This window comes from Streptomyces sp. NPDC093546 (assembly GCF_044765045.1).
Lineage (GTDB): Bacteria > Actinomycetota > Actinomycetes > Streptomycetales > Streptomycetaceae > Streptomyces.
This window is the reverse complement of record NZ_JBIWJG010000003.1, coordinates 190,343-216,692: the sequence shown is the minus strand read 5'-3', so window position 1 is coordinate 216,692 and position 26,350 is coordinate 190,343. Positions and strand designations below refer to the sequence as shown.

24 protein-coding genes are annotated in these 26,350 nt (G+C 73.4%); 15 read left to right on the top strand and 9 right to left on the bottom strand.

Annotated elements, in window-relative coordinates:
- Positions 1-80: 80 nt before the first annotated feature.
- A complete protein-coding gene (locus ACIRNI_RS07455) occupies positions 81-2,873 on the bottom strand; it encodes an FAD-binding and (Fe-S)-binding domain-containing protein (RefSeq protein ID WP_403549174.1) in 2,793 nt (930 codons plus the stop codon).
- Positions 2,874-3,046: 173 nt separating this feature from the next.
- Between ACIRNI_RS07455 and ACIRNI_RS07450 the strand changes: the two genes are divergently transcribed.
- The 8 genes from ACIRNI_RS07450 to ACIRNI_RS07415 all read left to right on the top strand — a co-directional run bounded on the left by ACIRNI_RS07450 (position 3,047) and on the right by ACIRNI_RS07415 (position 10,211).
- On the top strand, positions 3,047-4,282 hold the full coding sequence (locus tag ACIRNI_RS07450) for an ATP-binding protein (RefSeq protein WP_403549172.1): 1,236 nt from the start codon (positions 3,047-3,049) through the stop codon (positions 4,280-4,282).
- Positions 4,279-4,683: a roadblock/LC7 domain-containing protein gene (locus tag ACIRNI_RS07445; RefSeq protein WP_403549170.1), complete on the top strand. Its 405-nt coding sequence runs from the start codon at positions 4,279-4,281 to the stop codon at positions 4,681-4,683. Before ACIRNI_RS07450 ends, ACIRNI_RS07445 begins: the two co-directional genes overlap by 4 nt.
- Entirely contained in the window at positions 4,680-5,054 is a 375-nt protein-coding gene (locus ACIRNI_RS07440) for a DUF742 domain-containing protein (RefSeq protein ID WP_403549169.1), read from the top strand. The genes ACIRNI_RS07445 and ACIRNI_RS07440 overlap by 4 nt, the downstream gene beginning before the upstream one ends.
- Complete coding sequence (locus ACIRNI_RS07435; protein WP_355355413.1) at positions 5,035-5,646, top strand: ATP/GTP-binding protein; 612 nt, start codon at positions 5,035-5,037, stop codon at positions 5,644-5,646. Before ACIRNI_RS07440 ends, ACIRNI_RS07435 begins: the two co-directional genes overlap by 20 nt.
- On the top strand, positions 5,643-6,875 hold the full coding sequence (locus ACIRNI_RS07430) for a cytochrome P450 (RefSeq protein ID WP_403549167.1): 1,233 nt from the start codon (positions 5,643-5,645) through the stop codon (positions 6,873-6,875). The genes ACIRNI_RS07435 and ACIRNI_RS07430 overlap by 4 nt, the downstream gene beginning before the upstream one ends.
- Complete coding sequence (locus tag ACIRNI_RS07425; RefSeq protein ID WP_403549165.1) at positions 6,872-8,101, top strand: cytochrome P450; 1,230 nt, start codon at positions 6,872-6,874, stop codon at positions 8,099-8,101. Before ACIRNI_RS07430 ends, ACIRNI_RS07425 begins: the two co-directional genes overlap by 4 nt.
- Before the next feature lie 113 nt (positions 8,102-8,214).
- On the top strand, positions 8,215-9,333 hold the full coding sequence (gene serC / locus ACIRNI_RS07420) for a phosphoserine transaminase (protein ID WP_403549163.1): 1,119 nt from the start codon (positions 8,215-8,217) through the stop codon (positions 9,331-9,333).
- 209 nt (positions 9,334-9,542) lie between these two features.
- Positions 9,543-10,211, top strand: a complete 669-nt coding sequence (locus tag ACIRNI_RS07415; protein ID WP_403549162.1) for a DUF4360 domain-containing protein — start codon at positions 9,543-9,545, stop codon at positions 10,209-10,211.
- 68 nt (positions 10,212-10,279) lie between these two features.
- Here ACIRNI_RS07415 and ACIRNI_RS07410 read toward each other — a convergent pair whose 3' ends face one another.
- Together ACIRNI_RS07410 and ACIRNI_RS07405 are read right to left on the bottom strand one after the other, a co-directional pair.
- Positions 10,280-11,134, bottom strand: coding sequence for an ABC transporter permease (locus ACIRNI_RS07410; RefSeq protein ID WP_403549161.1), 855 nt, complete (start codon positions 11,132-11,134; stop codon positions 10,280-10,282).
- The gene (locus ACIRNI_RS07405) at positions 11,131-12,078 is read right to left on the bottom strand and encodes an ATP-binding cassette domain-containing protein (protein WP_403549159.1); all 948 of its coding nucleotides are present in this window, start codon (positions 12,076-12,078) and stop codon (positions 11,131-11,133) included. Before ACIRNI_RS07405 ends, ACIRNI_RS07410 begins: the two co-directional genes overlap by 4 nt.
- A 124-nt stretch (positions 12,079-12,202) precedes the next feature.
- On the opposite strand from ACIRNI_RS07405, the gene ACIRNI_RS07400 reads away from it, so the two are divergent.
- Both ACIRNI_RS07400 and ACIRNI_RS07395 read left to right on the top strand, forming a co-directional pair.
- A complete protein-coding gene (locus tag ACIRNI_RS07400) occupies positions 12,203-13,039 on the top strand; it encodes a TetR/AcrR family transcriptional regulator (RefSeq protein WP_403549157.1) in 837 nt (278 codons plus the stop codon).
- Positions 13,040-13,104: 65 nt separating this feature from the next.
- Positions 13,105-13,863: an SPOR domain-containing protein gene (locus tag ACIRNI_RS07395; protein WP_403549155.1), complete on the top strand. Its 759-nt coding sequence runs from the start codon at positions 13,105-13,107 to the stop codon at positions 13,861-13,863.
- 16 nt (positions 13,864-13,879) lie between these two features.
- On the opposite strand, the gene ACIRNI_RS07390 is transcribed toward ACIRNI_RS07395, so the two are convergent.
- Positions 13,880-14,557 carry a macro domain-containing protein gene (locus ACIRNI_RS07390; RefSeq protein ID WP_403549153.1) on the bottom strand — a complete coding sequence of 226 codons (678 nt, stop codon included), beginning with the start codon at positions 14,555-14,557 and terminating at the stop codon, positions 13,880-13,882.
- Positions 14,558-14,733: 176 nt separating this feature from the next.
- On the opposite strand from ACIRNI_RS07390, the gene ACIRNI_RS07385 reads away from it, so the two are divergent.
- Positions 14,734-16,395, top strand: a complete 1,662-nt coding sequence (locus ACIRNI_RS07385) for an ADP-ribosyltransferase domain-containing protein (RefSeq protein WP_403549151.1) — start codon at positions 14,734-14,736, stop codon at positions 16,393-16,395.
- 49 nt (positions 16,396-16,444) lie between these two features.
- Here the strand turns inward: ACIRNI_RS07385 and ACIRNI_RS07380 are convergent, their stop codons facing one another.
- A complete protein-coding gene (locus ACIRNI_RS07380) occupies positions 16,445-17,476 on the bottom strand; it encodes a WD40 repeat domain-containing protein (RefSeq protein WP_403549867.1) in 1,032 nt (343 codons plus the stop codon).
- A gap of 80 nt (positions 17,477-17,556) precedes the next feature.
- On the opposite strand from ACIRNI_RS07380, the gene ACIRNI_RS07375 reads away from it, so the two are divergent.
- The 4 genes from ACIRNI_RS07375 (at position 17,557) to ACIRNI_RS07360 (ending at position 22,063) form a co-directional block, all read left to right on the top strand.
- Positions 17,557-18,246, top strand: coding sequence for a GDSL-type esterase/lipase family protein (locus ACIRNI_RS07375; RefSeq protein WP_403549149.1), 690 nt, complete (start codon positions 17,557-17,559; stop codon positions 18,244-18,246).
- Between the two features lie 101 nt (positions 18,247-18,347).
- Positions 18,348-19,307 (top strand): hypothetical protein, encoded by a 960-nt coding sequence (locus tag ACIRNI_RS07370; protein ID WP_403549148.1) that lies wholly within the window; start codon positions 18,348-18,350, stop codon positions 19,305-19,307.
- Positions 19,308-19,320: 13 nt separating this feature from the next.
- Positions 19,321-21,114, top strand: a complete 1,794-nt coding sequence (locus ACIRNI_RS07365; protein WP_403549146.1) for a M16 family metallopeptidase — start codon at positions 19,321-19,323, stop codon at positions 21,112-21,114.
- 55 nt (positions 21,115-21,169) lie between these two features.
- Positions 21,170-22,063 (top strand): TIGR04222 domain-containing membrane protein, encoded by an 894-nt coding sequence (locus tag ACIRNI_RS07360; protein ID WP_403549144.1) that lies wholly within the window; start codon positions 21,170-21,172, stop codon positions 22,061-22,063.
- Here the strand turns inward: ACIRNI_RS07360 and ACIRNI_RS07355 are convergent.
- The 4 genes from ACIRNI_RS07355 to ACIRNI_RS07340 all read right to left on the bottom strand — a co-directional run bounded on the left by ACIRNI_RS07355 (position 22,001) and on the right by ACIRNI_RS07340 (position 26,203).
- The gene (locus ACIRNI_RS07355; RefSeq protein ID WP_403549142.1) at positions 22,001-23,242 is read right to left on the bottom strand and encodes an NAD(P)/FAD-dependent oxidoreductase; all 1,242 of its coding nucleotides are present in this window, start codon (positions 23,240-23,242) and stop codon (positions 22,001-22,003) included. The two genes, ACIRNI_RS07360 and ACIRNI_RS07355, sit on opposite strands and share 63 nt — an antisense overlap.
- A 164-nt stretch (positions 23,243-23,406) precedes the next feature.
- The gene (sigJ, locus tag ACIRNI_RS07350; RefSeq protein ID WP_403549140.1) at positions 23,407-24,351 is read right to left on the bottom strand and encodes an RNA polymerase sigma factor SigJ; all 945 of its coding nucleotides are present in this window, start codon (positions 24,349-24,351) and stop codon (positions 23,407-23,409) included.
- Positions 24,352-24,421: 70 nt separating this feature from the next.
- Positions 24,422-25,654 (bottom strand): PQQ-binding-like beta-propeller repeat protein, encoded by a 1,233-nt coding sequence (locus tag ACIRNI_RS07345; protein ID WP_403549138.1) that lies wholly within the window; start codon positions 25,652-25,654, stop codon positions 24,422-24,424.
- A 75-nt stretch (positions 25,655-25,729) separates the two neighbouring features.
- The gene (locus tag ACIRNI_RS07340) at positions 25,730-26,203 is read right to left on the bottom strand and encodes a carboxymuconolactone decarboxylase family protein (RefSeq protein WP_403549136.1); all 474 of its coding nucleotides are present in this window, start codon (positions 26,201-26,203) and stop codon (positions 25,730-25,732) included.
- Positions 26,204-26,350 lie beyond the last annotated feature (147 nt).

The following is a 26,350-nucleotide window of genomic DNA, read 5'->3' as shown; positions in this document are numbered from 1 at the left end:
CAAGTGCATCAGGTTGCACCCCTAGTCAAACACACTGCACCAAAACGTGGGTTTCCCTTTCTCCACCGTAAGCGGGGGCTTCAGCTCCCCAGCCCCTCCGCCAGCACCTCCGCCAGGTGCCTCCCCCGCCGCCCCGCCAGCTGGTCCAGCTGCGTGCGGCAGGAGAAGCCGTCCGCGAGGAGTTCGGTGCCGGGGGCGGCGGCGCGGACGGCGGGGAGGAGCTGGTCCTCGGCGCAGGCCAGGGAGACGGCGTAGTGGCCGCGTTCGAAGCCGAAGTTGCCGGCGAGGCCGCAGCAGCCGCCTGCGAGGGTGCCCGTCAGGCCCGCGCGTGCGCGCAGGCGGCGTTCGGCGGCGTCGCCGAGGACCGCGTGCTGGTGGCAGTGGGTCTGGCCCGCGACCGGGCGGTCCAGGCGCGGGGGGCGCCAGTCGGGGGCGTACTCCTCCAGGGCCTGGGCGAAGGTGCGTACGGAGTCGGCCAGGCGGCGGGCGCGCGGGTCGTCGGGGAGGAGCTCCGGCAGGTCGGTCCGCAGGGCGGCGGCGCAGCTCGGTTCGAGGACGACCACCGGCTTGCCCGCGAGGGGCTCCATGGTGTCGAGCGTGCGGCGCATGACCGTACGGGCCCGGTCGAGCCGGCCCGTGGAGACGTACGTCAGGCCGCAGCAGACCCGGCCGGGCGGGAGGGCCGGGTTCAGGCCCGCCGACTCCAGGACCGCGACGGCCGCGCGGCCCACGGAGGGCGAGAGGTGGTTGGTGAAGGTGTCGGGCCACAGGAGGAGGTCGCCGGCCCCGGTCCCGCGGCGCCGGAACCAGCGCGTGAACGTCTGCGGCGCCAGCCGCGGGAGGTCCCGCTCCGGCGCGATGCCCGCCAGCCGCTTCGCCACCGCCGCCAGCGGGCGCACCCGCGCGGCGGTGTTCAGCGGCCGGGCGAAGGGCGCGGCCAGGCGGAGCCACTGTGGGAGCCCGCCCATCGTGTAGTGGGCGGCGGGGCGGAGCCGTCCCGCGTAGTGGTGGTGCAGGAACTCCGCCTTGTACGTCGCCATGTCGACACCCACCGGGCAGTCGCTGCGGCACCCCTTGCACGACAGGCACAGGTCGAGCGCCTCGCGCACCTCCGGTGAGCGCCAGCCGTCGCGCACCACCTCGCCCGCCAGCATCTCGTGCAGCAGCCGGGCGCGCCCGCGCGTGGAGTGCTCCTCCTCGCCGGTCGCGCGGAACGACGGGCACATCACGCCGGCGCCCTGGTGCGGCCCCGCCACCCGGCACTTGGCGACGCCGACGCAGCGCCGTACGGCGGTGGCGAAGTCGCCGCCGTCCTGCGGGTAGCCGAAGGCCACGTCGACGGGCTCGCGCGGCAGGACGTCGAAGCGGAGGTTCTCGTCGAGGCGGGCGGGCCGGGCGAGCATGCCCGGGTTCATGCCGCCGTCCGGGTCCCACAGGTCCTTGAACCGGCCGAAGAGGTCCGTCAGTTCGTCCCCGTACATCCTCGGCAGCAGCTCCGCGCGCGCCTGCCCGTCGCCGTGCTCGCCGGAGAGGGACCCGCCGTGCGCGACGACGAGGCCGGCGAGCTCCTCCGAGAACCGCCGGAAGCGCCGTACGCCCTCCGCCGACACCAGGTCGAAGTCGATACGGGCGTGGACGCAGCCCTCGCCGAAGTGGCCGTACGGCGTGCCGCGCAGGCCGTGGGCGGCGAGCAGCGCGCGGAAGTCGCGCAGGTACGGGCCGAGGCGCGCGGGCGGTACGGCGCAGTCCTCCCAGCCGGGCCACGCCTCGGCGCCCTCGGGGGTGCGCGTGGCGGTGCCGGCGGCGTCCTCGCGCACCCGCCACAGGGTGCGCTGGGCGGCCGGGTCGGTGACGACACGGGCGTCCACGGCGTCGGCGGCGCGCACCAGCGCCTCGGCGTTCGCCCAGGCCTCCGCCGGGGTCGCGCCACCCGTCTCGACGAAGAGCCACGCGCCGCCCCGGGGCAGCGAGGTGCGCGCGGCCGGGTCCCGGACCAGGTCCTCCGCCATGCCCTCGACCGTGAGCGGCCCGTGCGGCAGCAGGCCGGACGCCGCCTCGGCGGCCGCGCTCTCGTCGGCGTACCCGAGGACGGCCAGCGCCCGCGCCGGCGGTGACTTGACCAGCCGTACGGTCGCCTCGGTCACCACCCCCAGGGTCCCCTCGCTGCCGCAGAAGGCGCGGGCGAGGTCGGTGCCACGCTCGGGGAGGAGGGCGTCGAGGGCGTAACCGGAGATGCGGCGCGGCAGGCCGGGCGGAAAGCCCGTACGGATCGCCGCCAGGTTCCCGCCGACCAGCTCCGCCAGCCCGTCCGGCGCGCCGTCCCAGCCGTGCCCCAGGCGCCGTTCGGCGCCGCCGCCGTACGTCACGACCGACAGGGCGCGGACGTTGTCGGCGGTGGTCCCCCAGGCCACCGAGTGGGCACCGCAGGCGTTGTTGCCGATCATTCCGCCGAGGGTGCAGCGGCTGTGTGTCGACGGGTCGGGCCCGAAGGTCAGGCCGTACGGGCGTACCGCCGCGCGCAGCTCGTCCAGGACCACGCCCGGCTGCACCACCGCCGTGCGCGCCTCCGGGTCCACCGCGAGGATGCCCCGCATGTGGCGGGTGAGGTCCAGCACCACCCCGGTCCCGGTGGCCTGCCCGGCGGTCGACGTCCCGGCGCCGCGCGGGACGACGGGCACGCCGTGCGTCCGGCACACCTCCAGCGCGGCCGCCACGTCCGCCGCGTCGCGGGGCGCGACGACGCCGAGCGGGACGCGGCGGTAGTTGGACGCGTCCATGGTGTGCAGCGCGCGGGCCGCGGTCCCGAAGTCCACGTCCCCGCGCAGGGCGGCGCGCAGTGCGCCTGACAGGTCCTTGTGCCGCCGGTCGCTCATGGGGTCAGGATGCCTCGCCTCTCCCCGGCCCGCGATCACGAAGCGCATGGGCGATGAAAGAAATCCTCAACGGACCTTTCCCAACTGATCGTCAACTCTCCTATAGTGACCAGGAATTTGCCGCTCCGCGGCACCCCGGACCCCGCCCCGCCCCCGCCCCGAGGACTGACGACGTGCGCCTTTCCCTCCTCCGCCCGGTACGGGCTCCGCTGGTGTGGGGCCCGGCCGCGGCCGCCGTGCTGGCGACGGCCGCGTACACCCTCGGCGCCAGGCGCCGGCCGCGTACGGACAACACGGCGCTCGCCGCCGAGGCCGACCGCGCCCGCGGAGCCGTGGACCGCGCCCGGGAGGATGCGGACCGGGCGCGGGAGGAAGCCGACCGCGCACGTGCCGAGGCGGAGGCCGCCCGCGCAGAAGCAGACCGCGCCTGCGAGGAGGCCCGGCGCAGTGAGCGGAACCGGGCCGCCGCCGTGGCCGCCTGCGCCAACGCCGCCGGGCGCATGCAGGCCCTCGCCACGAGCATGCTCGCCGACCTGCGCGAGATGGAGCACCGGCACACCGACGAGGACGTCCTCGCCGACCTGCTCCACCTCGACCACCGCACCGCGCAGGCCGGACGCCTCGCCGACTCCCTGGCCGTCCTCACCGGCGCCCGCTCGGGCCGCCGCTGGGCGAAGCCGATCGTCATGGAGTCCATCCTGCGCGGCGCCATGGGCCGGATCGGCGGCTACCAGCGCGTACGGCTCCACTCCACCACGAACGCGGCGATCGCCGGCCACGCCGCCGAGGGCGTCATGCACGCCCTCGCCGAACTCCTCGACAACGCCGTCACCTTCTCGCCACCCACCGCCGAAGTACACGTGTACGTCGAGGAGGTCCCGACCGGTCTCGTCGTCTCCGTCGAGGACAGCGGCCTGGTGATGAGCGAGGTGCAACTGCGCCGCGCCGAGCACGCCGTCAGCACGGACCACACCGACCTGAGCGGCCTGTCCGGGACGCGGCTCGGCCTCGCCGTCGTCGGCCGGCTCGCCCGCAAGCACGGCCTGACCGTCTCCTTCCGGCCCTCCGCGCGCGGCGGCACCGGCGTGGTGGTGACGGTTCCGCAGGAGCTGATCACGCACGTACGCGTCCAGGACCCGGCGCCCCGCAACACCGCGCAGAACGCGCAGACAGCGCAGACCGCGCGGACCGGGACCGAGCCCGCCGCCCCCGAGCTCGGCGAGAGCGGCCTGCCCAAGCGCCGCCGCGGCCGTACCCTCGCCGCCGCACGGTCCGCCGCCCCGCCGGCCAAGGCGGCCCCGGCGGCCACGGAACCCGCCGCCCCCCGCCCGGCCGACGCGGCCGCCGCCACCCGCTTCCACAGCTTCCGCCAAGCGGTACGCACCACCACGGAAGGCACCCCCGAATGACCACTGCCACGACCGACGAGAAGCTCAACTGGCTGCTGGAGGGCCTCCTCGAGCGCACACCCGGAGCCCGCCACGCCCTCGTCCTGTCCCGCGACGGCCTCAAGCTGTGCCGTACCCCCGAGCTCTCCGTCGACCAGGCCGACCACCTGGCCGCCATCGCGGCCGGCATCCAGTCCCTGTCGCACGGCGCGTCCGTCGAGTTCGGCGACGGGAGCGGCGGCGTACGGTCCGCGATGGCGGAGTTCTACGGCGGCGTCCTGCTGATCGTCGAGGCGGGCGAGGGCGCGCACCTCGCCGTGGTCGCCGCCGAGGACGCCGACGTCGGCTTGGTCGGGCACGCCATGAGCGAGCTGGTCGAGCAGCTCGGCGAGCACCTGCGCGCCGAGCCCCGCACCCCGTGAGTCCGGGCAGCCACAGGGACGAGTCGCCGGACCGGCTGTACACCCTCACCGGCGGCCGCGCCCGCTCCGGGCCGGACTCGCCGTTCGACCTGGTGACCCTCGTGGTCGCCGAGTCCGAGCCGGTGCCCGGCATGCAGTCCGAGCACGCCGCCATCCTGCGCATGTGCCGCCGCCCCACGGCGGTCGTCGAGGTCGCCGCCGAACTCGCCCTGCCGGTGAGCATCGTCCGCATCCTGCTCGCCGACCTGCTCGGTACGGGACGGATCAGCGCCCGCCACCCGCGCACCTCGGCGGCGGCGTCCTCGTCCGCGTACGCCCTCCCCGACCCCGACATCCTGGAGCAGGTGCTCGTTGGACTCCGCAACCTCTGACGCTTCCTCTGACGCCTCGCAACGGGCGCCCTTGCGCGACACCGCCGACAACGGCCTGAAGATCGTCATCGTCGGCGGTATCGGTGTCGGCAAGACCACCCTCGTCCGCTCCGTCAGCGAGATCCGGCCCCTCGACACCGAGGAGACGATGACCCGCGCGGGCGAGCCCGTCGACGACGTCTCCGCCGTCGGCGCCAAGCGGTCCACGACCGTGGCGTTCGACTTCGGCCGCATCACGCTCGACGCCCACAACGTCCTGTACCTCTTCGGCGCCCCCGGCCAGGAGCGCTTCTGGTTCCTGTGGGACCGGCTCTTCTCCGGCACCCTCGGCGCCGTCGTCCTGGTCGACACCCGCCGCCTCGCCGACTCCTGGTACGCGATCGACCGCCTGGAGCACCACGGCACGCCGTTCATCGTCGCCTGCAACGACTTCGGCGGCCCGGTCCACACCGAGGCGCAGATCCGCGAGGCGCTCGATCTCGCCGACCACGTACCGCTGGTGGAGTGTGACGCGCGCGACCGCTCCTCCAGCAAGTACGTCCTGATCAACCTCGTCGAGCACCTCCGCACCCTCCACCTGGAACGCAGATGACCACCGCTCCCGCTCCCGCGCCCGTCCCGCTCTCCGGGCCCCGCTTCCAGACCGACCCCGCCCGCCTCTACCGCGAGCTGCGCCGCGACCACGGCTCCGTCGCCCCCGTCCTCCTCGACGGCGACATCCCGGCCTGGCTGGTGCTCGACTACCGCGAGCTGCACCGCGTCACCGGTGACCCCGTCCTCTTCAGCCGCGACTCGGCACTGTGGAACCAGTGGGACCGCGTCCCCGCCGACTGGCCCCTGCTGCCCATGATCGGCCGGAACCAGCCGTCCATCCTCTACACCGTCGGCGAACGCCACCGGCAGCGCGCCGCGATGGTCGGCCACGCGCTGGAGTCCGTCGACCCCTTCACCCTGCGCCGGTACGCCGAGGAGTACGCGGACGGCCTCATCGACGCGTTCTGCGGCACGGGCGAGACCGACATCATCGGCCGGTACGCCATGCTCCTGCCCGTACGCGTCCTGGTGAAGATCTACGGCGTGCCCGACGACCAGGGCCCCGGGCTCGTCACCGCCCTCAACGACATGATCGACGGCCGCGAGCGGGCCCTGGCGGGCCAGCGGCACCTGGCCGAGGCGATGTCCGCGCTGCTCGCCGCCAAGCGGGCGCAACCCGGCGACGACGTGGCGTCGCGCATGCTGGCCGACCCGTCCGGCTTCACGGCCGAGGAGATCGCCCAGGACCTGATGGTGATGATGGCGGCCGGGCACCAGCCGACCGCCGACTGGATCGGCAACTCGCTGCGCCTGATGCTGACCGACGACCGGTTCGCGGCCTCCCTCTCCGGCGGCCGGCACAGCGTCGCCGAGGCCATGAACGAGGTGCTGTGGGCCGACACCCCCACCCAGAACGTGGCCGGCCGCTGGGCCTCCCGCGACACCCGCCTGGGCGGCCGGTCCGTCAAGGCCGGCGACCTGGTCCTGCTGGGCCTGGCCGCCGCGAACGCCGACCCGCAGGTGCACATCGACAACTCCGCCCTCACCGGCGGCAACGGCGCGCACTTCTCCTTCGGGCACGGCGAGCACCGCTGCCCCTTCCCGGCGCAGGAGATCGCCGAGGTCATCGCCCGTACCGCGATCGAGGTGCTGCTGGACCGGCTGCCCGACCTCGACCTCGCCGTACCGGCCGAGTCGCTCACCCGCCGGCCCTCGCCGTGGCTGCGCGGCCTGACCGAGCTGCCCGTGACCTTCACCCCGACCCCCGCTCTCGGAGGCACTCCGTGACTGCTGAACCCCTGCACTTGGACCCCTTCGTCACCGACCTCGACGGCGAGAGCGCCCTGCTGCGCGCCGCCGGTCCGCTGGCCCGGGTCGTCCTGCCGGGCGGCGTGCCCGTGTGGGCGGTCACGCACCACGCGGAGGCGCGCGAGCTCCTCACCGACAAGCGGCTCGTCAAGGACATCAACGTCTGGGGCGCCTGGCAGCGCGGCGAGATACCGCCGGACTGGCCGCTGATCGGCCTCGCCAACCCCGGCCGCTCGATGCTCACCGTCGACGGCGAGGACCACCGGCGGCTGCGCGCCCTGGTCGCGCAGGCGCTCACCCCGCGCCGCGTGGAGCGGATGCGGGAGCGCATCACCGAGCTGACGAACGGCCTGCTGGACGAGCTCGCGGCCCACGGGAAGCCGGGCGGGACGGTGGACCTCAAGGCGGCGTTCGCGTACCCGCTGCCCATGTACGTCATCAGCGACCTGATGGGCATCGACCCGGCGGACCATCCGCGGCTGAAGGTCCTCTTCGAGAAGTTCTTCTCGACGCAGACGCCGCCGGAGGAGGTCGTGGCGACCCTCGGCGAGCTGGCCGGGATGATGGCGAAGGTGGTGGCCGCGCGCCGCGCCGAGCCGGGCGACGACCTCACGAGCGCGCTGATCGCCGCCTCCGAGGACGGCGACCACCTCACCGACGAGGAGATCGTCTCCACGCTCCAGCTGATGGTGGCGGCCGGCCACGAGACGACGATCTCGCTCATCGTCAACGCCGTGGTGAACCTCTCCACCCACCCGGAGCAGCTCGAACTCGTCCGTTCTGGTCAGGTCGGCTGGGACGCCGTCATCGAGGAGACCCTGCGCTTCTCCACCCCCACCTCGCACGTCCTGATCCGGTTCGCCACGGAGGACGTCGAGGTCGGCACGGGGGCCGACGTGCGGACCCTGCCCGCCGGTGAGGCGCTGATCGTGTCGTACGGGGCCATCGGCCGCGACGAGAAGCAGCACGGCCCCACGGCGGGCGTCTTCGACATCACCCGCTCCCCCATCCGGCACATCTCCTTCGGGCACGGCCCGCACGTGTGCCCCGGTGCCGCCCTGTCGCGGCTGGAGGCGGGAGTGGCGCTGCCCGCGCTGTACGCGCGCTTCCCGGGGCTGACGCTCGCCGTGCCGGCGTCCGACCTGCGCAACAAGCCGGTGCTCACGCAGAACGATCTCTTCGAGCTGCCGGTGCGGCTCGCCTGAGGCACCCGCCTCCCGTCCAGAAGCCGTCCAGGCGCCGTCCGGGCGTCTCATTTTCGTGTCTCATCCGACGGACACGGCGTTCCGCCGTGTCCGTCAGCGGCTAGGCTCCGGCCGTGGCTGAGATCCAGATTCCCACCGACATCAAGCCCGCCGACGGCCGTTTCGGCGCGGGCCCCTCCAAGGTGCGTACGGAGGCGCTGGACGCCCTGGCCGCCACCGGCACGTCCCTCCTCGGTACGTCGCACCGCCAGGCCCCGGTCAAGAACCTGGTCGGCGAGGTCCGCGAGGGCGTACGCGCCCTCTTCTCGCTGCCCGACGGTTACGAGGTGATCCTGGGCAACGGCGGCTCCACCGCCTTCTGGGACATCGCGACCCACGGGCTCATCGAGTCGAAGTCGCAGCACCTCTCCTTCGGCGAGTTCTCCTCCAAGTTCGCGAAGGCGGCCAAGCTGGCGCCGTGGCTGGAGGAGCCGACCGTGATCTCCTCCGACCCGGGCACGCACCCCGAGCCGCGGGCCGAGGCGGGCGTCGACGTGTACGCGTTCACGCACAACGAGACCTCCACCGGTGTCGCCGCCCCGATCAAGCGGGTCGAGGGCGCCGACGAGGGCGCGCTGGTCCTCGTCGACGCGACCTCCGGCGCGGGCGGCCTGCCGGTCGACATCACCGAGTCGGACGTCTACTACTTCGCGCCGCAGAAGTCCTTCGCCTCCGACGGCGGCCTGTGGATCGGCGTGTTCTCCCCGGCCGCGCTGGAGCGCGCGCAGCGGGTGCACGCGTCGGGCCGGCACGTGCCGGAGTTCTTCTCGCTGCCGACGGCGATCGACAACTCGCTGAAGAACCAGACGTACAACACCCCCGCCCTCGCCACCCTCTTCCTGCTGAACGAGCAGCTGAAGTGGATCAACGGCCAGGGCGGCCTGGAGTGGTCGACGGGCCGCACCGCCGCCTCCGCCCGCGCGCTCTACGGCTGGGCGGAGGAGTCCAAGTACGCGGCTCCGTTCGTCTCCGACCCGGCGAAGCGCTCGCAGGTCATCGGCACCATCGACTTCTCCGACGAGGTCGACGCCGCGGCGGTCGCCAAGGTGCTGCGCGCCAACGGCATCGTCGACACCGAGCCGTACCGGAAGCTGGGGCGCAACCAGCTGCGCATCGCGATGTTCCCGGCCGTCGAGCCGTCGGACGTCGAGGCGCTGACGAAGTGCGTCGACTACGTCATCGAGAAGCTCTGACCGAGACGTTCCGTACGCAACTCCGTACGTAACTGCGTACGTAAGAAGGGCCCGGCGCGGGAACGCGCCGGGCCCTTCGCGTGCGGCCGATAACCGCTCTATCGGCCCCGGGAGCCCATCCCTACCATCCGTAACGCGCGGATTGGCATGCGCACACCCATCCACGGTTGGACCCCCCACTTCGACCGAAGGCAACCGATCGGAGAACCATGTCCAGAGCAGCACGCGCGACCGCCGTCGGCGGCGCGGCCGCGGCCTTAGTGGCCTCCATAACCCTCTCCCCCGGCGCCTCCGCCGCCACGACGCGGGCCATCGTCGCCCCGCCCGACAAGATCGTGATCGAGATCGCGACCGTCAACGGCTCCGGCTGCCCGCTGGGCACCGCAGCCGTCGCCGTCGCCCCCGACAACACCGCCTTCACCGTCACGTACAGCGACTACCTCGCCCAGGTGGGCGTGGGCGCCGAGCCGACCGACTTCCGCAAGAACTGTCAGCTCAACCTGGTCGTCCACGTCCCGCAGGGCTTCACCTACGCCGTCGCCAGCGCCGACTACCGCGGCTACGCCAGCCTCGCGGCGGGCGCCTCGGCGGTCCAGAAGGCGTCGTACTACTTCCAGGGCTCACCCAGCACCGTGGCCAGGTCCCACCCGTACAAGGGCCCGTACGCCGACAACTGGCAGGCGACCGACACCACCGACTGGGCGCAGCTGGTGTGGGCGCCCTGCGGCGAGAAGCGGAACTTCAACATCAACACCGAGCTGCGGGTGAGCGCGGGCACCTCGGACCCGACGAAGACCAACAGCTTCATCGCCATGGACTCGACGGACGGCGACATCAAGACGGTCTACCACCTGGCCTGGAAGCAGTGCCCCAGGTAGGCCGCCCGAGGTAGACCGCCCCAGGCCGGGCGGGCCCGCGTCCCCTCCGCGGGCCCGCCCCTTCCCCGTCAGCGGCTCAGGTTCTGGAACCGCCGTACCGCCAGCGGCAGGAAGACCGCCGTGATCACCAGCGGCCACACCACCGCCATGAGCGTCGCGTTCTCCTGGATCCAGCTCCCGTCGCCGCCTACCGGGTTGCCGAACAGCTCCCGCGTGGCCGCCGCCGTCGAGGAGAGCGGGTTCCAGGCGGCGAGCGTGCCCAGCCAGTCGGGCATGGTCCCGGGCTGGACGAACACGCTGGAGATCATGGTGAGCGGGAACGCCACCGCGAACAGCCCGCCGGCCGCCTCCGGGTTGGGCACCAGCAGCCCGAGCCAGATGCCGACCCAGGTCAGGCAGTAGCGCAGGAGCAGCAGCAGCCCGAAGCCGGCCACCGTCCCGAGGATCCCGCCGTCCGAGCGCCACCCCATCGCGAACGCCGTCGTCGCCAGGATGGCCAACTCGGCGCACGCCACGATCAGATCGGTCACGCCGCGCCCGGTGACCACCGCCGACGGGGCCATGGGCATGGAGCGGAACCGGTCGATGACGCCCTTGTTGGCGTCGGTGACCACGGCCGTCGCGGTGTTGATGAAGCCGAAGGCCATCGTCATCACGAACATGCCCGGCATCAGGAAGTCCCGGTAGTCCGCGGCCCCGCCGCCGCCCGGCGGCTTCATCGCGCCGCCGAAGACGTATCCGTAGAGCAGGACGGACAGGATCGGGAAGCCGAGCTGCCAGGCGATGTAGACGGGTTTGCGCTGATAGTGGGTCAGCTGGCGGCGTACGACGTTCCAGCAGTCGGCGACCGCCCAGAAGGCACGCCCGCGCCCGGCGATCGGTTCCAGCGCGCTGCTCGTGCCGGTGCTCACGTCGGCGCTCATGCGGAGACCACCTCTCCGGTCAGGCGCAGGAACACGTCGTCCAGACTCGGCCTGCGCAGCCCGATGTCCTCGACCGCGACCGCCTCGTCCTGCAGCGCCCTCGCCACCTCGGTGAGCGCCGCGACCCCGTCGGCGACGGGCGCGTGGACGCGCCGCTCCAGGTCGTCGACGCGGGGCTCGCCCGCGCACACCCGGGCGACCGTCTTGGCGACCCGCGGGAGGTCGGCCGCGTCCACGGCCACCACCTCGATGCGGTCGCCGCCGACCTGGCGCTTGAGCGCCTCGGGGGTGTCGTCAGCGATGGCGCGGCCGCGGTCGATGACGGTGATCCGCGAGGCGAGCTTGTCGGCCTCCTCCAGGTACTGCGTGGTCAGCAGGACGGTCGTACCGCCCGCGACCAGGTCGCGTACCGCCTCCCACACCTCGCCGCGCCCGCGCGGGTCGAGCCCGGTCGTCGGCTCGTCCAGGAACAGCACGCGCGGCGCCAGGATCATCGAGGCCGCCAGGTCCAGGCGCCTGCGCATGCCGCCGCTGTAGCCCTCGACGCCCTTGTCGGCGGCCTCGGTCAGGCCGAACCGCTCCAGCAGCTCCGCGGCGCGCTGCCGGGCCCGCCGCCCGCCCAGGTGGAACAGCCGCCCGAACATCTCGAGGTTCTGCCGTCCCGTGAGGACCTCGTCCACGGCGGCGTACTGGCCGGTGAGCCCGATCAGGCTCCGTACGCGCCGGGGGTCGCGGCCCACGTCGACCCCGGCGACCTCGGCGCGCCCGCCGTCGAAGCGGCGCAGCGTGGCCAGCACCCGTACCGCCGTGGTCTTGCCCGCGCCGTTCGGCCCGAGGAGGCCGTGCACGGTGCCGGGGCGGACGGCGAGGTCGAAGCCGTCCAGTGCCCTCTTCTCCCCGTACCGCTTCTCCAGGCCCTCGGCCCGTACCGCCCAGTCGTCCATGACACCCTCCCCGCCGCGAAACTGAGTACACCGTACCCAACGGAGCGTACACCGTACCCAGTTTTGTCGCACCGAGAAAAGCGGGACGCCCGAGCGGGACACCGAGGGCAATTACGCTGGCCCCATGAGCAGCGAGAAGAGCACCGGCGCGGCCACGGCGACGACCGGCAGCGGCGACATCACCCGCAGCCTGGAGCTGCTCTGGGGCACCGGCGAGCCGCCCGTGCGGGGCGCGCGGGGGCCGAAGCGGGGCCTGACCCTCGACCGGATCGTCACCGCCGCGGTCGAGGTCGCCGACGCGGAGGGACTCGACGCCGTCTCGATGCGCCGCCTGTCCACGGAGCTCGGCGCCGGCACGATGTCGCTGTACCGGTACGTCCCCGGCAAGGCGGAGCTGCTCGACCTGATGCTCGACCACGTCCTGGGCGACGCCCTCGACTCCCCCGCTCCGCCGCCCGCCGACTGGCGCGCCGCCGTGGAGTTCCTGGCCCGGGAGCAGATCGACCTCTACCGCCGCCACCCGTGGCTGCTGAAGGTCAACCAGGCGCGTACGGTCCTCGGCCCGAGCGCCCTGCGGGGGTTCGAACGGGCCCTGCGCGGCCTGAAGGGCATGGGGCTGAGCGACCCCGAGACCCTCTCGGTGATCATCACCGTCCAGAGCTTCGCCGCCGGTATCGCGCGCATGGAGGCACACGCGGTGGAGGCCGCCAAGGAGACCGGCGTCAGCGACGAGGAGTTCTGGACGCGCCAGGGCCCCTTCCTGGTCCGCGCCATGGAGAGCGGGGACTACCCCCTGATCGCCGCCCTCTCGGAGGGCACCTTCGCGCACGACGTCGACCACTTCGGCTTCGGCCTGCGCGCCCTGCTGGCGGGCTTCGAGGCCCTGGTGGCCGCGCGCACCAGTCGGCAGGGCGCGCCGCCGGACGACGCGGCCACCGCCGTTACGGGGCACGGCAGTTGAGGCTCAGCAGCGGGTGAGTACGCGTACTCATGCCCTGAGACGACCGGCATCCCCATGATGCCTGCATGCGATCGATATCCCTCCCGAAGTCCGTGCTGGTGGCCGCGCTGGGCTGCCTCGTCCTGTCCGCTTGCGGCACCCAGAAGGCCGCCACCGGCCCGGCAGCCCCCGCAGGCGGCGCAGCCTCGGCGCGCGCCGTGCCGAGCACCTCCCCAAGTGACTTGTCCGGCCACAGAGATCCGGAGATGCGGTTCATCGACTTGGTGGGCCAGACCCTCCAGGCCTGCTCGCCGGACGCCCCCGGTGACAAGGGCGGTGGCGACGTGCCCGTGCCCGACGGGCTGGTGCTGGAGGAGGAGCCCACCCGGATCCACGGGCCGGGCGAGACGCCCCCGCCCGTACCGGGCGACGCCGAGGACGTCCCCGTTCCCCTTCCCTCCGACGCCCCCGAGCCGCCGAGCCCCGCCCCCGGTGCCCGCAAGCCCGCGCCGGTCGAGGTGCCCCTGACCGAGGTCGAGCAGTGCTTCGCCGACCAGCACGCGGACCGCGTCGGCAAGGCGTTCAACACGAGGACGACCGACTACGACGCGATGCGCACGAAGCTGATCGCCCTCGACTACCCCGCCTCGCGGGTGCACCGCATGCCGGACCACGGGGGCGCTCCCCGGGTGCGGGTCGACCTGCGCTTCATGGGCGGCCACGAAGCCCTGGAGGTCACCGGCACCGGCAGCGGAGTGATCGTGGAGACGTTCGGCGCCCCCGAGACGGAGGACGTGAAGCTGACCGACGTGAAGCGGAAGCCCCGGCTGGACACGACCCACTGAGGACGGAGACTGGCGGTCAGCGGCGGGACGCCGAGCGCTGGGGCGGCGCGATGCGCACCCGCTTCTCGACGGGCGCCTTCTCTATGTCGTCGAGCTGCGCGGTGATCGTGGCACGCAGGTCGTCGTCGTCCTCGAACCGGTAGTCGTGGAAGAGCGTGTAGCCCGTCCACATCAGGTTGGCGCACACCCGCGCCGGCACCTTGCCGGTCCGGGCGCCCATGCCGACCAGTGCCACGGACCCGATGCTGCCCGGCGCCTGCGCGTTCTGCCGGTGGACCGCCTGGAACGCGGCGGCGCACGCGAGCGCCACGTTCAGGGTCTCGCTCACGTTCTGCGCGGACTTCTCCATCGTCGGCGTCGAGATCAGGAACCTGGGGTTCACCGCCCCGGACGGAACACACACCGCGCTGCCCACCGGCATCCTCCCCGCGAACCGGTCGCGGATCGCCCGCTGCACGCGCAGCTGGATGCCCGCTCCCAGGTGCCGCTTGACGACGGCGTCGACCCCGCCGTCCATCAGGCCCCGGGAGTTGGTCGGGCTCACCCACGCGTCGACCTGCTCGTCGAGGATCGAGCCCTTGCGGATCTCGACCTCGGGCGTGTCGGCGAACGCCGCCCGCCACGCCTCCACCACAGCCGCGTTGACGTCGGTCAGCACGACCCTGAGCGGCGCCTGCACTCGGTTCACGGTCATCTTCCACTCCCCCATCGAGCGACGGAACTTCCACTGCCCACGACGCTAGTGGCCGCCACTGACAACCGGCCCTTGTGCACGGGTGCGTGACGGTTCATCACCAACGTCCCGCTGTCACTGCCCGGTGTTAGCGTCCCGCTCCAGTTTCGCGACCCGACGATTCGGAGCCCTTCACCATGAGCGACGCCCACACCCCGGCCACCCCCTCCACCCCCGACCCGAACGACCCGCTCGCCCTCGCCGAGCTGTTCCAGGGCGGCGGTGAGCCGTGGCTCCCGCTGCTGAAGCCCGTCATCGAGGCACAGCCCGACGCGGCCGGCTTCATCGGCCCCGGCCGCAGCCCCGAAGTCGTTCCCGTACGCGAACTGACCTTCCAGGCGCTCAAGCCCCACCCGCCGCACAAGTGGAAGGTGGTCGTCTTCGGCCAGAACCCGTACCCGCGGCCGGAGAGCGCGACCGGCATCGCCATGTTCGACAACACCTTCCACGACTGGGCGGACAGCCAGTTCGGCAGGGTCGTCAGCATCCGCTGCATCATCAAGGCGGCCGCGATGTGGAAGTACGGCATCCCCAAGAAGACGCCGATCGCCGACATCCGCGCGCTGCTGAAGAAGCAGGACACCGTCCAGCCGCCGGAGTGGTTCCAGGCCATGCTCACGCAGGGCGTCCTGCTGCTGAACGCCGCGCTCACCGCCAGCGGCGACCGGTCGACGGGGCCCGACCGGCACACGGCCTTCTGGCGGCCGGTCGCCGAGCGGATCGTCGAGGAGATCCTCAAGGCCAAGCAGGACGCCGCCGAGGAGGACCGCGGTGTCGTCTTCGCCTGGTGGGGCGCTCACGCCCGCAACCTGAAGAAGATCGTCCTCCGCCTCCAGGAGAAGTACCCCGACGTCGACGTCCGCCACATCGACCACGCCAACCCGGCGGCGCAGGGCGACCTCTTCTGCGAAGGCGACCACTTCGCGACCGTGAATGACGCCCTGGCCTCACTCGGCGCCGACCCGATCGACTGGCTGCCGAGCACGGGCTGGAACAAGCCCGCGGCGGGGGAGGCCGGCGGGACGGCCGACGGGGACAGCGGCGACAACGGCGACGCCACCGACGACGTCTCCGCGCGCATGGGCGCGTTCATCGCCTCCACCATGGAGCTGCACCAGCTCTATCTGGACCGCCTCACCAGCGTGAAGGACGAGGGTCTCGTCCTCCCCGCCATCACCGGCGTGTTCGACACCCCGCTCATGGACTTCCGCGACGCCGTCGCCCCGGTCGCCCGGCTGCTGTCCGGCCTGGACCGGCACGTCCGGCTGTCCCACGAATTCGGCAAGCGGCGGGCGGACGAAGCGGACGGCGGCCTCTCCGCCGACGCCATCGCCGCCCTCTACCTCTACACCTGCGAGTCGGCGTTCTACCGCGAGATCAACGCCATCCTGCGCACCCCCGACCGGTCCAAGCTCGTCCCGTACCTCCCCTACCTGCGCCTGCTGTTCTCGGCGGTGTCGGGGCTCCCGACCCGCACCGAGCCGCTGTGGCGCGGCGTGGCCCTGGACCTGCGGGCGCAGTACCCGCTCGGGCGGACCGTGACCTGGTGGGGCGTGTCCTCGTGCACGTCCGAGCTGGGCGTGGCCCGGTCGTTCCTCGGCAGCCGCGGCAAGCGGACGCTCTTCGAGGTGCGGCCCGTCCGGGCCGTGGGCATCCGCAGCTTCTCGGCCTTCACCGGGGAGGAGGAGTACATCCTCGCGCCCGGCACCCAGCTCAAGGTCACCGACGTGAAGACCGAGCGCGGCGGCCTGTGCACCGTGAAGCTGACCGAGCTGGAGGAGCAGCCTCTCGTGTCCTGACCGGCCCCGGCGGACGGGCGGCCCTAGCGGGCCCGGCGGGCGGGCAACCCTACCCGCGCGGACGCCGCCCTCGCCCGCGCCGCAGCCAGAAGGCACCCACCGCGATCGCGCCCAGCACGAGCGCGCCCAGCGTGGCGTTCCCGCCGTCTCCGGACGCGCCGCCGCCCGAGCCGCCGTCCGCCGAGCCCCCGCCGTCCGAAGGGGAGCCGGGAGCCGGCGTCCGCGTCTGGCCGGGCCCAGGATCCCGTTCCACCGGCACCCGGACGACCTCGCTCCCCACCCCCTCCGACCCGATCATCAGAGCCTTCCCGTCCAGCGTGTACGTCACCGACTCCGACTGCCGCTGCAACGGCGCGGACACCCGCTTCTCCTCCCCCAGCCGGCCCCTGCCCTCCCACGCGTACGCCCGCGCGCTGAAGTAGCTCCGCAGCACCAGCTCCGTCCCGTCCGGCGAGAAGGCGCCGTCCGTCACCCACGGCACCTCGCCGACGCGCCGGAAGACGTTGGCGCCGGCCGCGGAGAGCCGCGCGGGCCCTTCGTACAGGCCGCCGCCGTCCTCGTTCTTCGACGCGATGTACACGCGGCCCGTCTTCGGGTGCACCATCAGCGCCTCGGCGTCGCGCGGCCCGTCGGCGTACCGGACGGTGTACTGCGTGGCGTCGACCGTCCGGTCGCCGAGCTCCTTCGGCTCGGGGAAGCGGTAGATCCAGACGTGGTCCCAGGTGCCGTTGAGGTTGTCCCCGATGTCCCCGACGTACACGGCTCCGTCCGGGCCGACCGAGACGGCCTCCATGTCGCGCGGGGTGCCGATCCCGCGCAGGGTGACCGTGGCGACCGTCCGGCCGGTGCGCCCGTCGACGGCGAAGACGCGCGGCCCGTCCTGGTCGTTGTGCGTCCAGTAGACGCCCGGGTGGGCGCGGCTGGCCGCGAGCCCGCTGGACTCGGTGATCCGCGGGTCCTCGATGGTGAACCCGCCGTCGTCCGCCACCGCCGGACCGGCGGCGGCCCCCAGGGCACCCGCCACCAGGACACCCGCCGCCAGCAGGGCCGAGGCCCCCCGAGCAGTACGCAACAAAGCCATCGCAGCCATACGCCCCAGTGTCCATGGTCACATCGCCCCGGCGCTCCCCGACCGGGGGCCCGGTCGGGGATGATGGCCGTATGCGTTTCATGTTCGTCGGCGACAGCCAAACCATCGGACGCGCCGGCGACTACACCTGGCGCTACCGCATGTGGCAGCACCTCAACGCCACCTTCGGCGGCCCGTACGCCATCGTCGGCCCGCGCACCGAGCTGTACGACACCTCCGCCGACGCGCCCGTCTCGCACGCGTACGCCGACCCCGACTTCCCCGCCCGGGCCCGGCGGCACCTGGCCGGCTGGGGCGAGGGCTGGCTCCACATGGCGCCCCTCATCCGCCAGGCCGTCGCCTCCACGAAGGCGGACGTCCTGCTCGTCGCCCTCGGCCTGATCGACCTCGGCTTCTACACGAACAGCGACCAGACCGCCGAGAACACCCGCGCCTTCCTCCAGGAGGCCCGCGCCGCGAACCCCCGCGTCCGCGCCGTGCTCCTCCCCGTCATCCCGAACGTCCGCGCCCGCGACGAACCCGACTTCGCCGCCGAGTGCGCCCGCTTCAACGAGCTGCTCGCGAAGACGGTCGCCGACCTCGACCAGCCGGGCTCGCCGCTGCTCCTGGCGTCGCCCCCGGAGGCGTACGACCTCCACTACGACACGTACGACGGCACCCACCCCGGCCCCTCCGGCGAACACAAGCTGGCGGCGGCCTTCGCGGCGGCGATGCACCAGGCGTGGGACATCGGCGGCCCGTACGCGTCCAAGGGCAGGTAGCGGCAGCACCGGGTAGAGCCACCGCAGAAGCGGACTGCTACCCTCCGGGACCACTGTGCGCACCACCCCGCGTGCGCGTTCCTTGGGGGGAACAGATCTCCGTGCTCAACTCCGCGTCATCGGTCTTCTCGGCGCGCCCATGCTTCGACGCGCACGTCACCATGCCCGTCCTCGTCACCCTCCGCACCGCCGTGGTGGAGCGCGACTGGCCGGCCGTCGCCCGCTTCTTCGCCGGCCTCACCCACGAGGACGAGCGCGCCTACGCCTGCTCGTACGTCGGCGGCCTCGACGGCTGCGAGGCGTTCCTGGAGCAGGCCGTCGCCGACCACCCCGGCGACCCGCTCGCCCGCTGCCTCCTCGCCGACCGCCGCATCCGCATCGGCTGGGGCATCCGCTCCAGCGCCCGCGCCCAGCACGTCACGCCCGAGCAGTTCGACCAGTTCCACGCCTGGCTGCGCCGCGCCGAGGGGCTGCTCATCGAGGTCTGCGCCGAGTACCCCGACTACGCCCTCGGCTGGTACCTGCGCCTGATCACCGCCCGCGGCCTGGAGCTCGGCCCCAGCGAGACCCGCCGCCGCTACGACCGGCTCGCCGAGCACCACCCCCACCACTACCCGGCGCAGACGCAGCTGCTCCAGCTGCTGTGCCCGAAGTGGGGCGGCTCCTGGGAGGCCGCCTTCGGCTTCGCCAAGGAGTGCGCGGCCGCCGCCCCGCCCGGCGGGCACAGCGCCACCCTGGTCGCCGAGGCGCACCTGGAGAAGTGGCTCGACCTCTCGCCCCGCGAGGGCGGGCGCTGGATGGCCCAGCCCGCGGTCCGCGACGAGCTGACGGCCGCGGCCGCCCACTCCGTACTGCACCCGCACTACCGCCCGGGCTTCCACTGGATCTCCGCCCACGGCTTCTTCGCCGCCGCCCTCTCCCTGGGCGGCCACTACGCGGAGGCCGCCCCGCACTTCCGCGCCCTCGGCGACGCCGCGACCCGGCACCCGTGGGACTACCTCGACGACGACCCGGCGGCCGCGTTCCTCCGGCACCGCAAGCACGCACTGGCAAAGGGCTGATCCGATGAATCCGATGAGCCCGATGGGTCCGACGAGCCAGGGCGGCCAGGGCACCGGCAGCCCCGTCGCCGGCATACGCGAGACCGTGATCGACGGCGTACGCACGGTCTTCGCGCACCGCCCCGGCCCGGCCTCCGCCGGTCTGCTCTTCCGCGTCGGCAGCGCCGACGAGACGCTCGCCACGCGCGGCATCACGCACCTCGTCGAGCACCTGGCCCTGCACCGCCACGGCATCGACGGCGCCGGCCCGCACCACTACAACGGCACCACCGACGCCACCCACACCCACTTCCACGTCACCGGCGACCGCTCCGAGATCGTCGCGTACCTCAATGACGTCTGCGCGGCCCTGCGCGACCTGCCCGTGGAGCGGCTGGAGACGGAGAAGGAGATCCTCCGCACCGAGGCCGCCGGGCGCGGCACCGGCCCGCACTCCGACCTCCCCCTGTGGCGTTACGGCGCCCAGGGCCACGGCCTCACCTCGTACCGGGAACTGGGCCTGCCCCGGCTCGACGCCTCCGCGATACGCCACTGGGCGGCCACCCGCTTCACCCGCGAGAACGCCGTCCTCTGGATCGCGTGCGACAGCCCGTCCGGGGACCTGCCCGAGGGCCTGGACGCGGAGCTGGACCTGCGCCTGCCGTCCGGCCCCCGCCACCCCATGCCGGCCGTGACGTCCGCCCTCCCCCACACCCCCGCCTACTTCCACGGCGACGACGGTGCCGTCGTCCTCGACGCCGTGGTCCGCCGCTCGACCGCCGCCGCCGTCTTCTCGGACGTGCTCGGCAAGGCGCTCTTCCGCGAGCTGCGCCAGAAGGGCGGCCTGTCGTACACCGCCGACAGCGACTACACGCCCCGGGACGCCGACTTCGCGACGATCACGGCGCTCGCGGACGCGCTCCCGCAGAAGCAGGACGCGGTCATCGGCGGCTTCATCGACGTCCTCGCCGCCCTGCGCGCCGGGCGCGTCGACGAGACCGACTTCGCCTCCGCACGCGCCGCCCGCCGCAAGATGTACGAGGTCCCCGACCTCGCCGCCGCCCAGCTGCCCGCGTACGCCCTCGGGCTGCTGACCGGCCACCCGCTGCCCGGCGACGACGCGTACCTCGCCGAGCTGGACGCCCTCACCCCCGCCGACCTGCACGCCGTCGCCCAGGAGGTGTGGGCGAACGCCCTGCTGAAGGTGCCCGGCGACCGGGGCGCCGACTGGGCCGGGTTCCACGAGGCGCCGTCGCAGTCGGCCGAGGTGCTCCCGGGCCGCCGCCACGCCTACCGCACCGACTCCCGCGCGGCGCTGATCGTGGGCGCCGAGGGCGTCAGCCTGGTCTCGCCCGGAAACCGGGCCAGCGTGCGTTACGACCAGTGCGCGGCCATGCTCGTCCACGCCGACGGTGGCCGGAGCCTCATCGGCTTCGACGGCATGAGCGTCGCCGTCGAGCCGACGCTGTACGAGCTGACGCCCGACGCGCTCGCCCCGATCGACGCGGCGGTCCCGCAGCACGTGGTCGTCCCGATGCCGGCGCGCTCCCCCGACCGCATCCCGCAGCCCCAGCCCCGCCGCACGGAACCGGCCTCCGCCGGTGAGCGGGGCTCGACGTCCAAGCTGTGGCTGTTCGGCGTGCTGTCGGTGCTGTGGGGGCTGGTCACGCTGACGGGTACGGCCGACGAGTTCGCCTCGTCGCAAACGGCGGACCCGGACTGGGGCTTCCTCTTCACGCTGTGGCTGATTCAGGCGGCGATCGCCGTCCCGCTGGCCGCCACCGCCCGCCGCCGCCGGCAGTTCCGCAGGGCGGCCCGCAGCCGCTGAGCTTCCCGATCTCCCACCCCGGGGACAACTCCCGTACGGGGAACGGGGGACGGCGATGTTCCATGTGCTGGCACTGATCGTCGTGGGCACGGCGGTCGGCTACCGCCTTGCCGTCGCGGCGAGGATCGCGAGGGCGATGGACGGCGGCGGGCGGGTCCGCGAGAACCTGTCCGCCGAGGAGCTCGCCTTCCTGGCGGGCGGGCCGCGCCGGGTGGTGACGACGCTGCTGTTCCGCATGAAGCGGGAGGGCCGGCTGTCCGTCTCCGACGACGGCACGGTCACCGTCCACGACGACGTGTACGCGCCCGCTTCGATCGAGGCAGCCCTCGTCCACGCGGCGGGCGTCTCCCGCACCGAGCGCCTCGGCAAGCTGGTGGCCCGCGCGTCCACGAGCCGCGCGGTGCAGTCCATCGGCGACGCCCTGGAGGCGGAGGGCCTGGTCATAGGTCCCGCCCTGCGCCGGTCCCAGCGCCGGTCGCGCAGCCTGCTGTGGTGGTCGGCGCCCCTGCCGGGCGCCCTGTCCGCCGTCGACGTCGCCACCGGCCCGTCCGCCTTCTGGTGGGCGGGCTTCGCGCTGTCCGCCGCGGCCGTCCTCGCCCTCCGGCTGCTCAAGCCGGTCGCGGCGCGGGTGCCGTACCGCGTCCGGTGGACGCTCAACACCCTGCGCGCCACGTGCGACCGCCCGTCCACCACTGCCGTCGCCCTCGACGGCCTCGCCGCCTCCCAGGAGCCCGAGCTGCTGGCCCTGGTCACGCCCGAGACCTGGAAGGCGCGGCAGAGCCCGTACGGTCAGGGGGCCGGCGCCGCCGTCAGCGGCACCCTCGCGCCCTGGTGCGGCGCCGCCGCCGACTGGGGCTCTCCGGGTGACGGCGCCGCGGGTGCGGCCTCAAGCTGCGGTGGTGGGGGCGGCGGCAGTGGCTGCGGAAGCGGGTGCGGCGGCAGCGGATGACCCGGGGAGCCGTACGACGCGGCGGCGCCGGGTGGGCAGGCCCGCGGTCGGGTTGGCGACGCCCCAGGCGGCCCCCTTGCAGATCAGCTCCTTGTAGAGGGCGGCCACGCGGCCCGTCAGGGCGCCGTCCTTGGCCCGGTCGTCGGCGGTGACGAACTGGATCAGGCCCTCCTTGCGGCCGAGGGAGACGCACTGCTGGAAGTAGCGGATGGAGACGCGGGGGACCTTGGTGCCGGCGAGCCGGGCGGCGACGGCGTCGGCGGCCTGCCAGGCCATGGGGACGCCCGAGGCGCAGGACATGCGCAGCGGCTTGCCGTTCGGGCCGATGGCCATCGCCGCGTCGCCCACGGCGTACACGTCCGGGTGGGAGACCGAGCGCATCGTGGAGTCGACCACGATCTGGCCGCCGTCGGTGAGCTCCAGGGTGGTGGCCCGGGCGATCGGGTGGACGGCGAAGCCGGTGGCCCAGACCGTGGCGGCGGAGGGGATGGTCCGGCCGTCGGCCGTCGTCACGCCGTCCGCCGCCACGGCGGTGACCGCGGCGTGTTCGTGGACCGTGATGCCGAGCCGGTCCACCACCTTCCGCAGGTGCGCGCGGCCCTTCTCCGAGAGCCAGTCGCCGAGGGCGCCGTGGGTCGCCAGGGCGACGTCGAGGTCGGGGCGGGACTCGGCGATCTCGGTCGCGGCCTCCAGGCCGGTCAGGCCGCCGCCGACCACGACCACGGGCCGTCCGGCGCCCAGGGCGGCCAGGCGGTCGCGCAGGCGCAGGGCGCCGGGGCGGCTGGAGATGTCGTGGGCGTGTGCGGCGATGCCGGGCACGCCCCCGTCGTTCCAGCCGCTGCCGAGGGCGTAGACCAGCGTGTCGTACGCGAGTTCCTCGCGCTCCTGCCGCCCGGGACCGTTCGCGGCGGCGACCGTCACCGTCTTGTGGTCCACGTCCACGGCGGTGACCTTCGCGAGCTTCAGCTCCACGCCCGTACCCGCGAACATCTCGCGGAACGGCCGGGGCTTGAGATCCTGGCCGACCGCGAGCTGGTGCAGCCGGACGCGCTCGACGAAGTCGGGCTCGGCGTTCACGAGGGTGATGCTGACGTCCTCGCGGTGCAGCCGCCGGGCGATGCGGCCGGCCGCGACGGCTCCGGTGTAGCCGGCTCCGAGGACGACGATGCGGTGCTGCATGGGCCTGCTCCTGTCTGCGAGGTTCTGCGAGGTTCTGCGAGGTTCTGCGAGGTTCTGCGAGGGTTCCGCCGCTGTGGTGCGCGGTTTCGCCCCTTGAACCGGGCAGCCCGGAGTTTCCTGACAGGATCAGGATGTGAAGCACGTCACATCGGGCCGGAGGGTCCTCAGAGGGTGACGAGCGGGGCCTCCCCCTGGTGCGCGGCGGCCCACTGCTCGGTCGCGCGGACGAGCTTGTCGGGGTTGACCTGGCTGCGGAGCGCGACGATGCCCTCCGGGGTGACCTCCAGGCAGGTGACCCCGACGACCCGGCCGTCCACGACCGCCACGATGGCGGGCTCGCCGTTGGCGGTCGAGGCGTAGATCTCGGGCGCACCGCCGACGTAGGCCCGCTTGGCCTCGCTGGGCTTGAACAGGCCGCGCAGGAACTTCGCGACCGCGATCGCGCCCTCGAAGGCCTTCGCGCGCGCCGGGACCTTCCCGCCGCCGTCGCCGACCGAGACGGCGTCCTGGGTGAGCAGGCGGACGAGCGGCTCGGTACGGCCGCTGGTCGCCGCGGCCAGGAACTCCTCGATGATCCTCCGGGCGGCGGCCTCGTCGATCTCGGTACGCGCCTTGCCTGCCGCGACGTGCTTCTTGGCCCGGTGGTAGGTCTGCTGGCTGGCCGCCTCGGTGATGTCGAGGATCGCGGCGATCTCCCGGTGCGGGTAGTCGAAGGCCTCCCGCAGCACGTACACCGCCCGCTCGCCCGGCGACAGGCGCTCCAGCAGGACGAGGACGGCGTACGACACCGACTCGCGCTGCTCGGCGGTGTCGGCCGGGCCGAGCATCGGGTCCCCGGCGAGCAGCGGCTCGGGAAGCCACTGCCCCACGTACGTCTCGCGCCGGGCGCGCGCCGAAGTGAGCAGGTTGAGGCAGAGGTTGGTGAGGACCTTCGTCAGCCAGGCCTCGGGCACCTCGATCCGCTCGACGTCGGCCGCCTGCCAGCGCAGGAACGTTTCCTGGACGGCGTCCTCCGCCTCGCTCGCCGACCCGAGCAGCCGGTAGGCGATGGCCTCCAGCCGGGGCCTGGCAGCCTCGAACCGCTCGACGTCGCTCGTGATCAGGGCCATGCGCGCGATCCTAGCCAGCCGCCGAGCGGGGCGGAACAGGTCCGGTTCCGGGCGCCCCTGGTGCCTCCGGTCACCAGCGCCGGTACGCCGAGAAAGGCCGTACGCCGTCGCCCGAGCGGACGGCGATCAGCAGGTCCTTGTAGATGAAGAGGTCCGCCAGCTTCGCGTTGCCGTCGTCCGCGTCGCGGTTGAAGGTGCGGTGGTCCCTCTCCTCGCCGTTGGCCGCGTCGTGGACGTACAGCTGGTCGTGGCCCCGCCTTTCGCGTACCAGCGCCGTCACCCGGCCGTCGCCGGCGTGCAGGGCCGTGACCTCGTCGAAGCCGCCGGCCATGGCCTCCCGCCACACGGCGTCCCCGCTCGCCAGGTCGAAGGCGACGAGCTGGTCCCCGAAGGCGGCGAACAGCTTCCCGCCGTCGACGGCCACCAACTCCGGGTTGTTGACCGGGATGGCGGTGTTCTCGCCGACCGACTCGATCAGCGCCTGCCGGCGGCCGTCCTGCCCGAAGGAGAGAAAGGAGTTCATGCCGTGCGGCTCCGGCGTCATGACGGCGAGGACCGTCGGTTCGGCGGAGACGAAATCCACGGACGCGTCCGCGCCGATGGCGCGCCGGTCACCGAGGGGCACCGTCCACCGCGCATTGCCGTCGGCCGGGTCGAAAGCGGCGAGCTTCACCTCGTCGCAGGTGAGCACCGCGAGCACCTGCCGGGCCGTGGCGTCCACCTGGCGCGGGGAGCATCCCTTCGGCACGGTGACGGTCCAACGCGCGGCGCCGGTACGCAGGTCGAAGGCGCGCACGGCACGCTTACCGGGGTCGCCGAGCACCGCGAGACCGCCGCCCACGGCGACGGTGCCCGCCCCGGTCCGCCACAGCTCGCGTCCGTTCCGCAGGTCGATCGCGGCGGCGGTGGCGCAGCCCTCGCTCTTCCCCGCCTCACCCTGGACGATCATCGCGACGAAGTCGGACACGGCGCGGCTGGTCGCGCAGATGTCCGCCGTCCTGGGCGGGTTGTACTCCCAGCGCCGCTTCCCCGACCCGGCGTCGAAGGCGGTGACGGCGTCGTAGCGGCTGCGGACGACGGTGTCGCCGACGAGCCAGGCGGCGTTGCCGTGCGCGTCGGCCGGGCGGTCGTACGGGGTGTTCCAGACGCGCTCCATGGAGTCGCCGGGCATGTAGCCCAGCGAGGAGGCGATCCAGGAGGCGAGACCCCCCAGGAGCCCGAGCGGCACGGCGATCACCGCCACGAGCGCGATCACCCGCGCCCATCCCCCTGGTACCGAGTCCTCGGTCGTGCGCGTCGCCATACGGATCCCCACCCCTGGTCCAGCAGTTCGAAGGCCTCAGGGTAGGGGAGGACGGCCCACCACGGGCCGGGCCGACTACCCGAACTGCCCGGGCTGGTAGTCGCCGGCGGGGTTCCGGACGATGACGTTCAGGCGGTTGAAGGCGTTGATGAGGGCGATGGTCGACACCAGCACGGCGAGCTGCTCCTCGTCGTAGTGCTTGGCGGCGTTCGCCCACGCCTCGTCCGTGACGCCACCGGCCGCGTCCGCGATGCGCGTGCCCTGCTCCACCAGCTCCAGCGCGGCGCGCTCGGCGTCGGTGAAGACCGTGGCCTCCCGCCAGGCCGCGACCAGGTTGAGGCGCAGCGGGTCCTCCCCGGCGTGGACGGCGTCCTTGGTGTGCATGTCGACGCAGAAACCGCAGCCGTTGATCTGGCTCGCGCGGAGCGTGATGAGGTGCTGGGTCGAGGCGGGCACGGTCGAGTCCTCCAGGACCTTGCCCGCCGTGGCGAGGTGCTTGACGAACGTGGCGGCGACCGGGCTCGAGAAGAGGGGCAGGCGGGCTTCCATGGTGCGCTCCTTGGCCGTTGCTGGCGGATACACCTCTGGGACGAGACGGACGGGGCCGGTTGTGACATGAAGGGATGTGACGCGCGTCTCCCCGCGTCGGGGCCCCACCACCGATGACTTCCGCCGTGAGCGACGGTCGAATAGCCG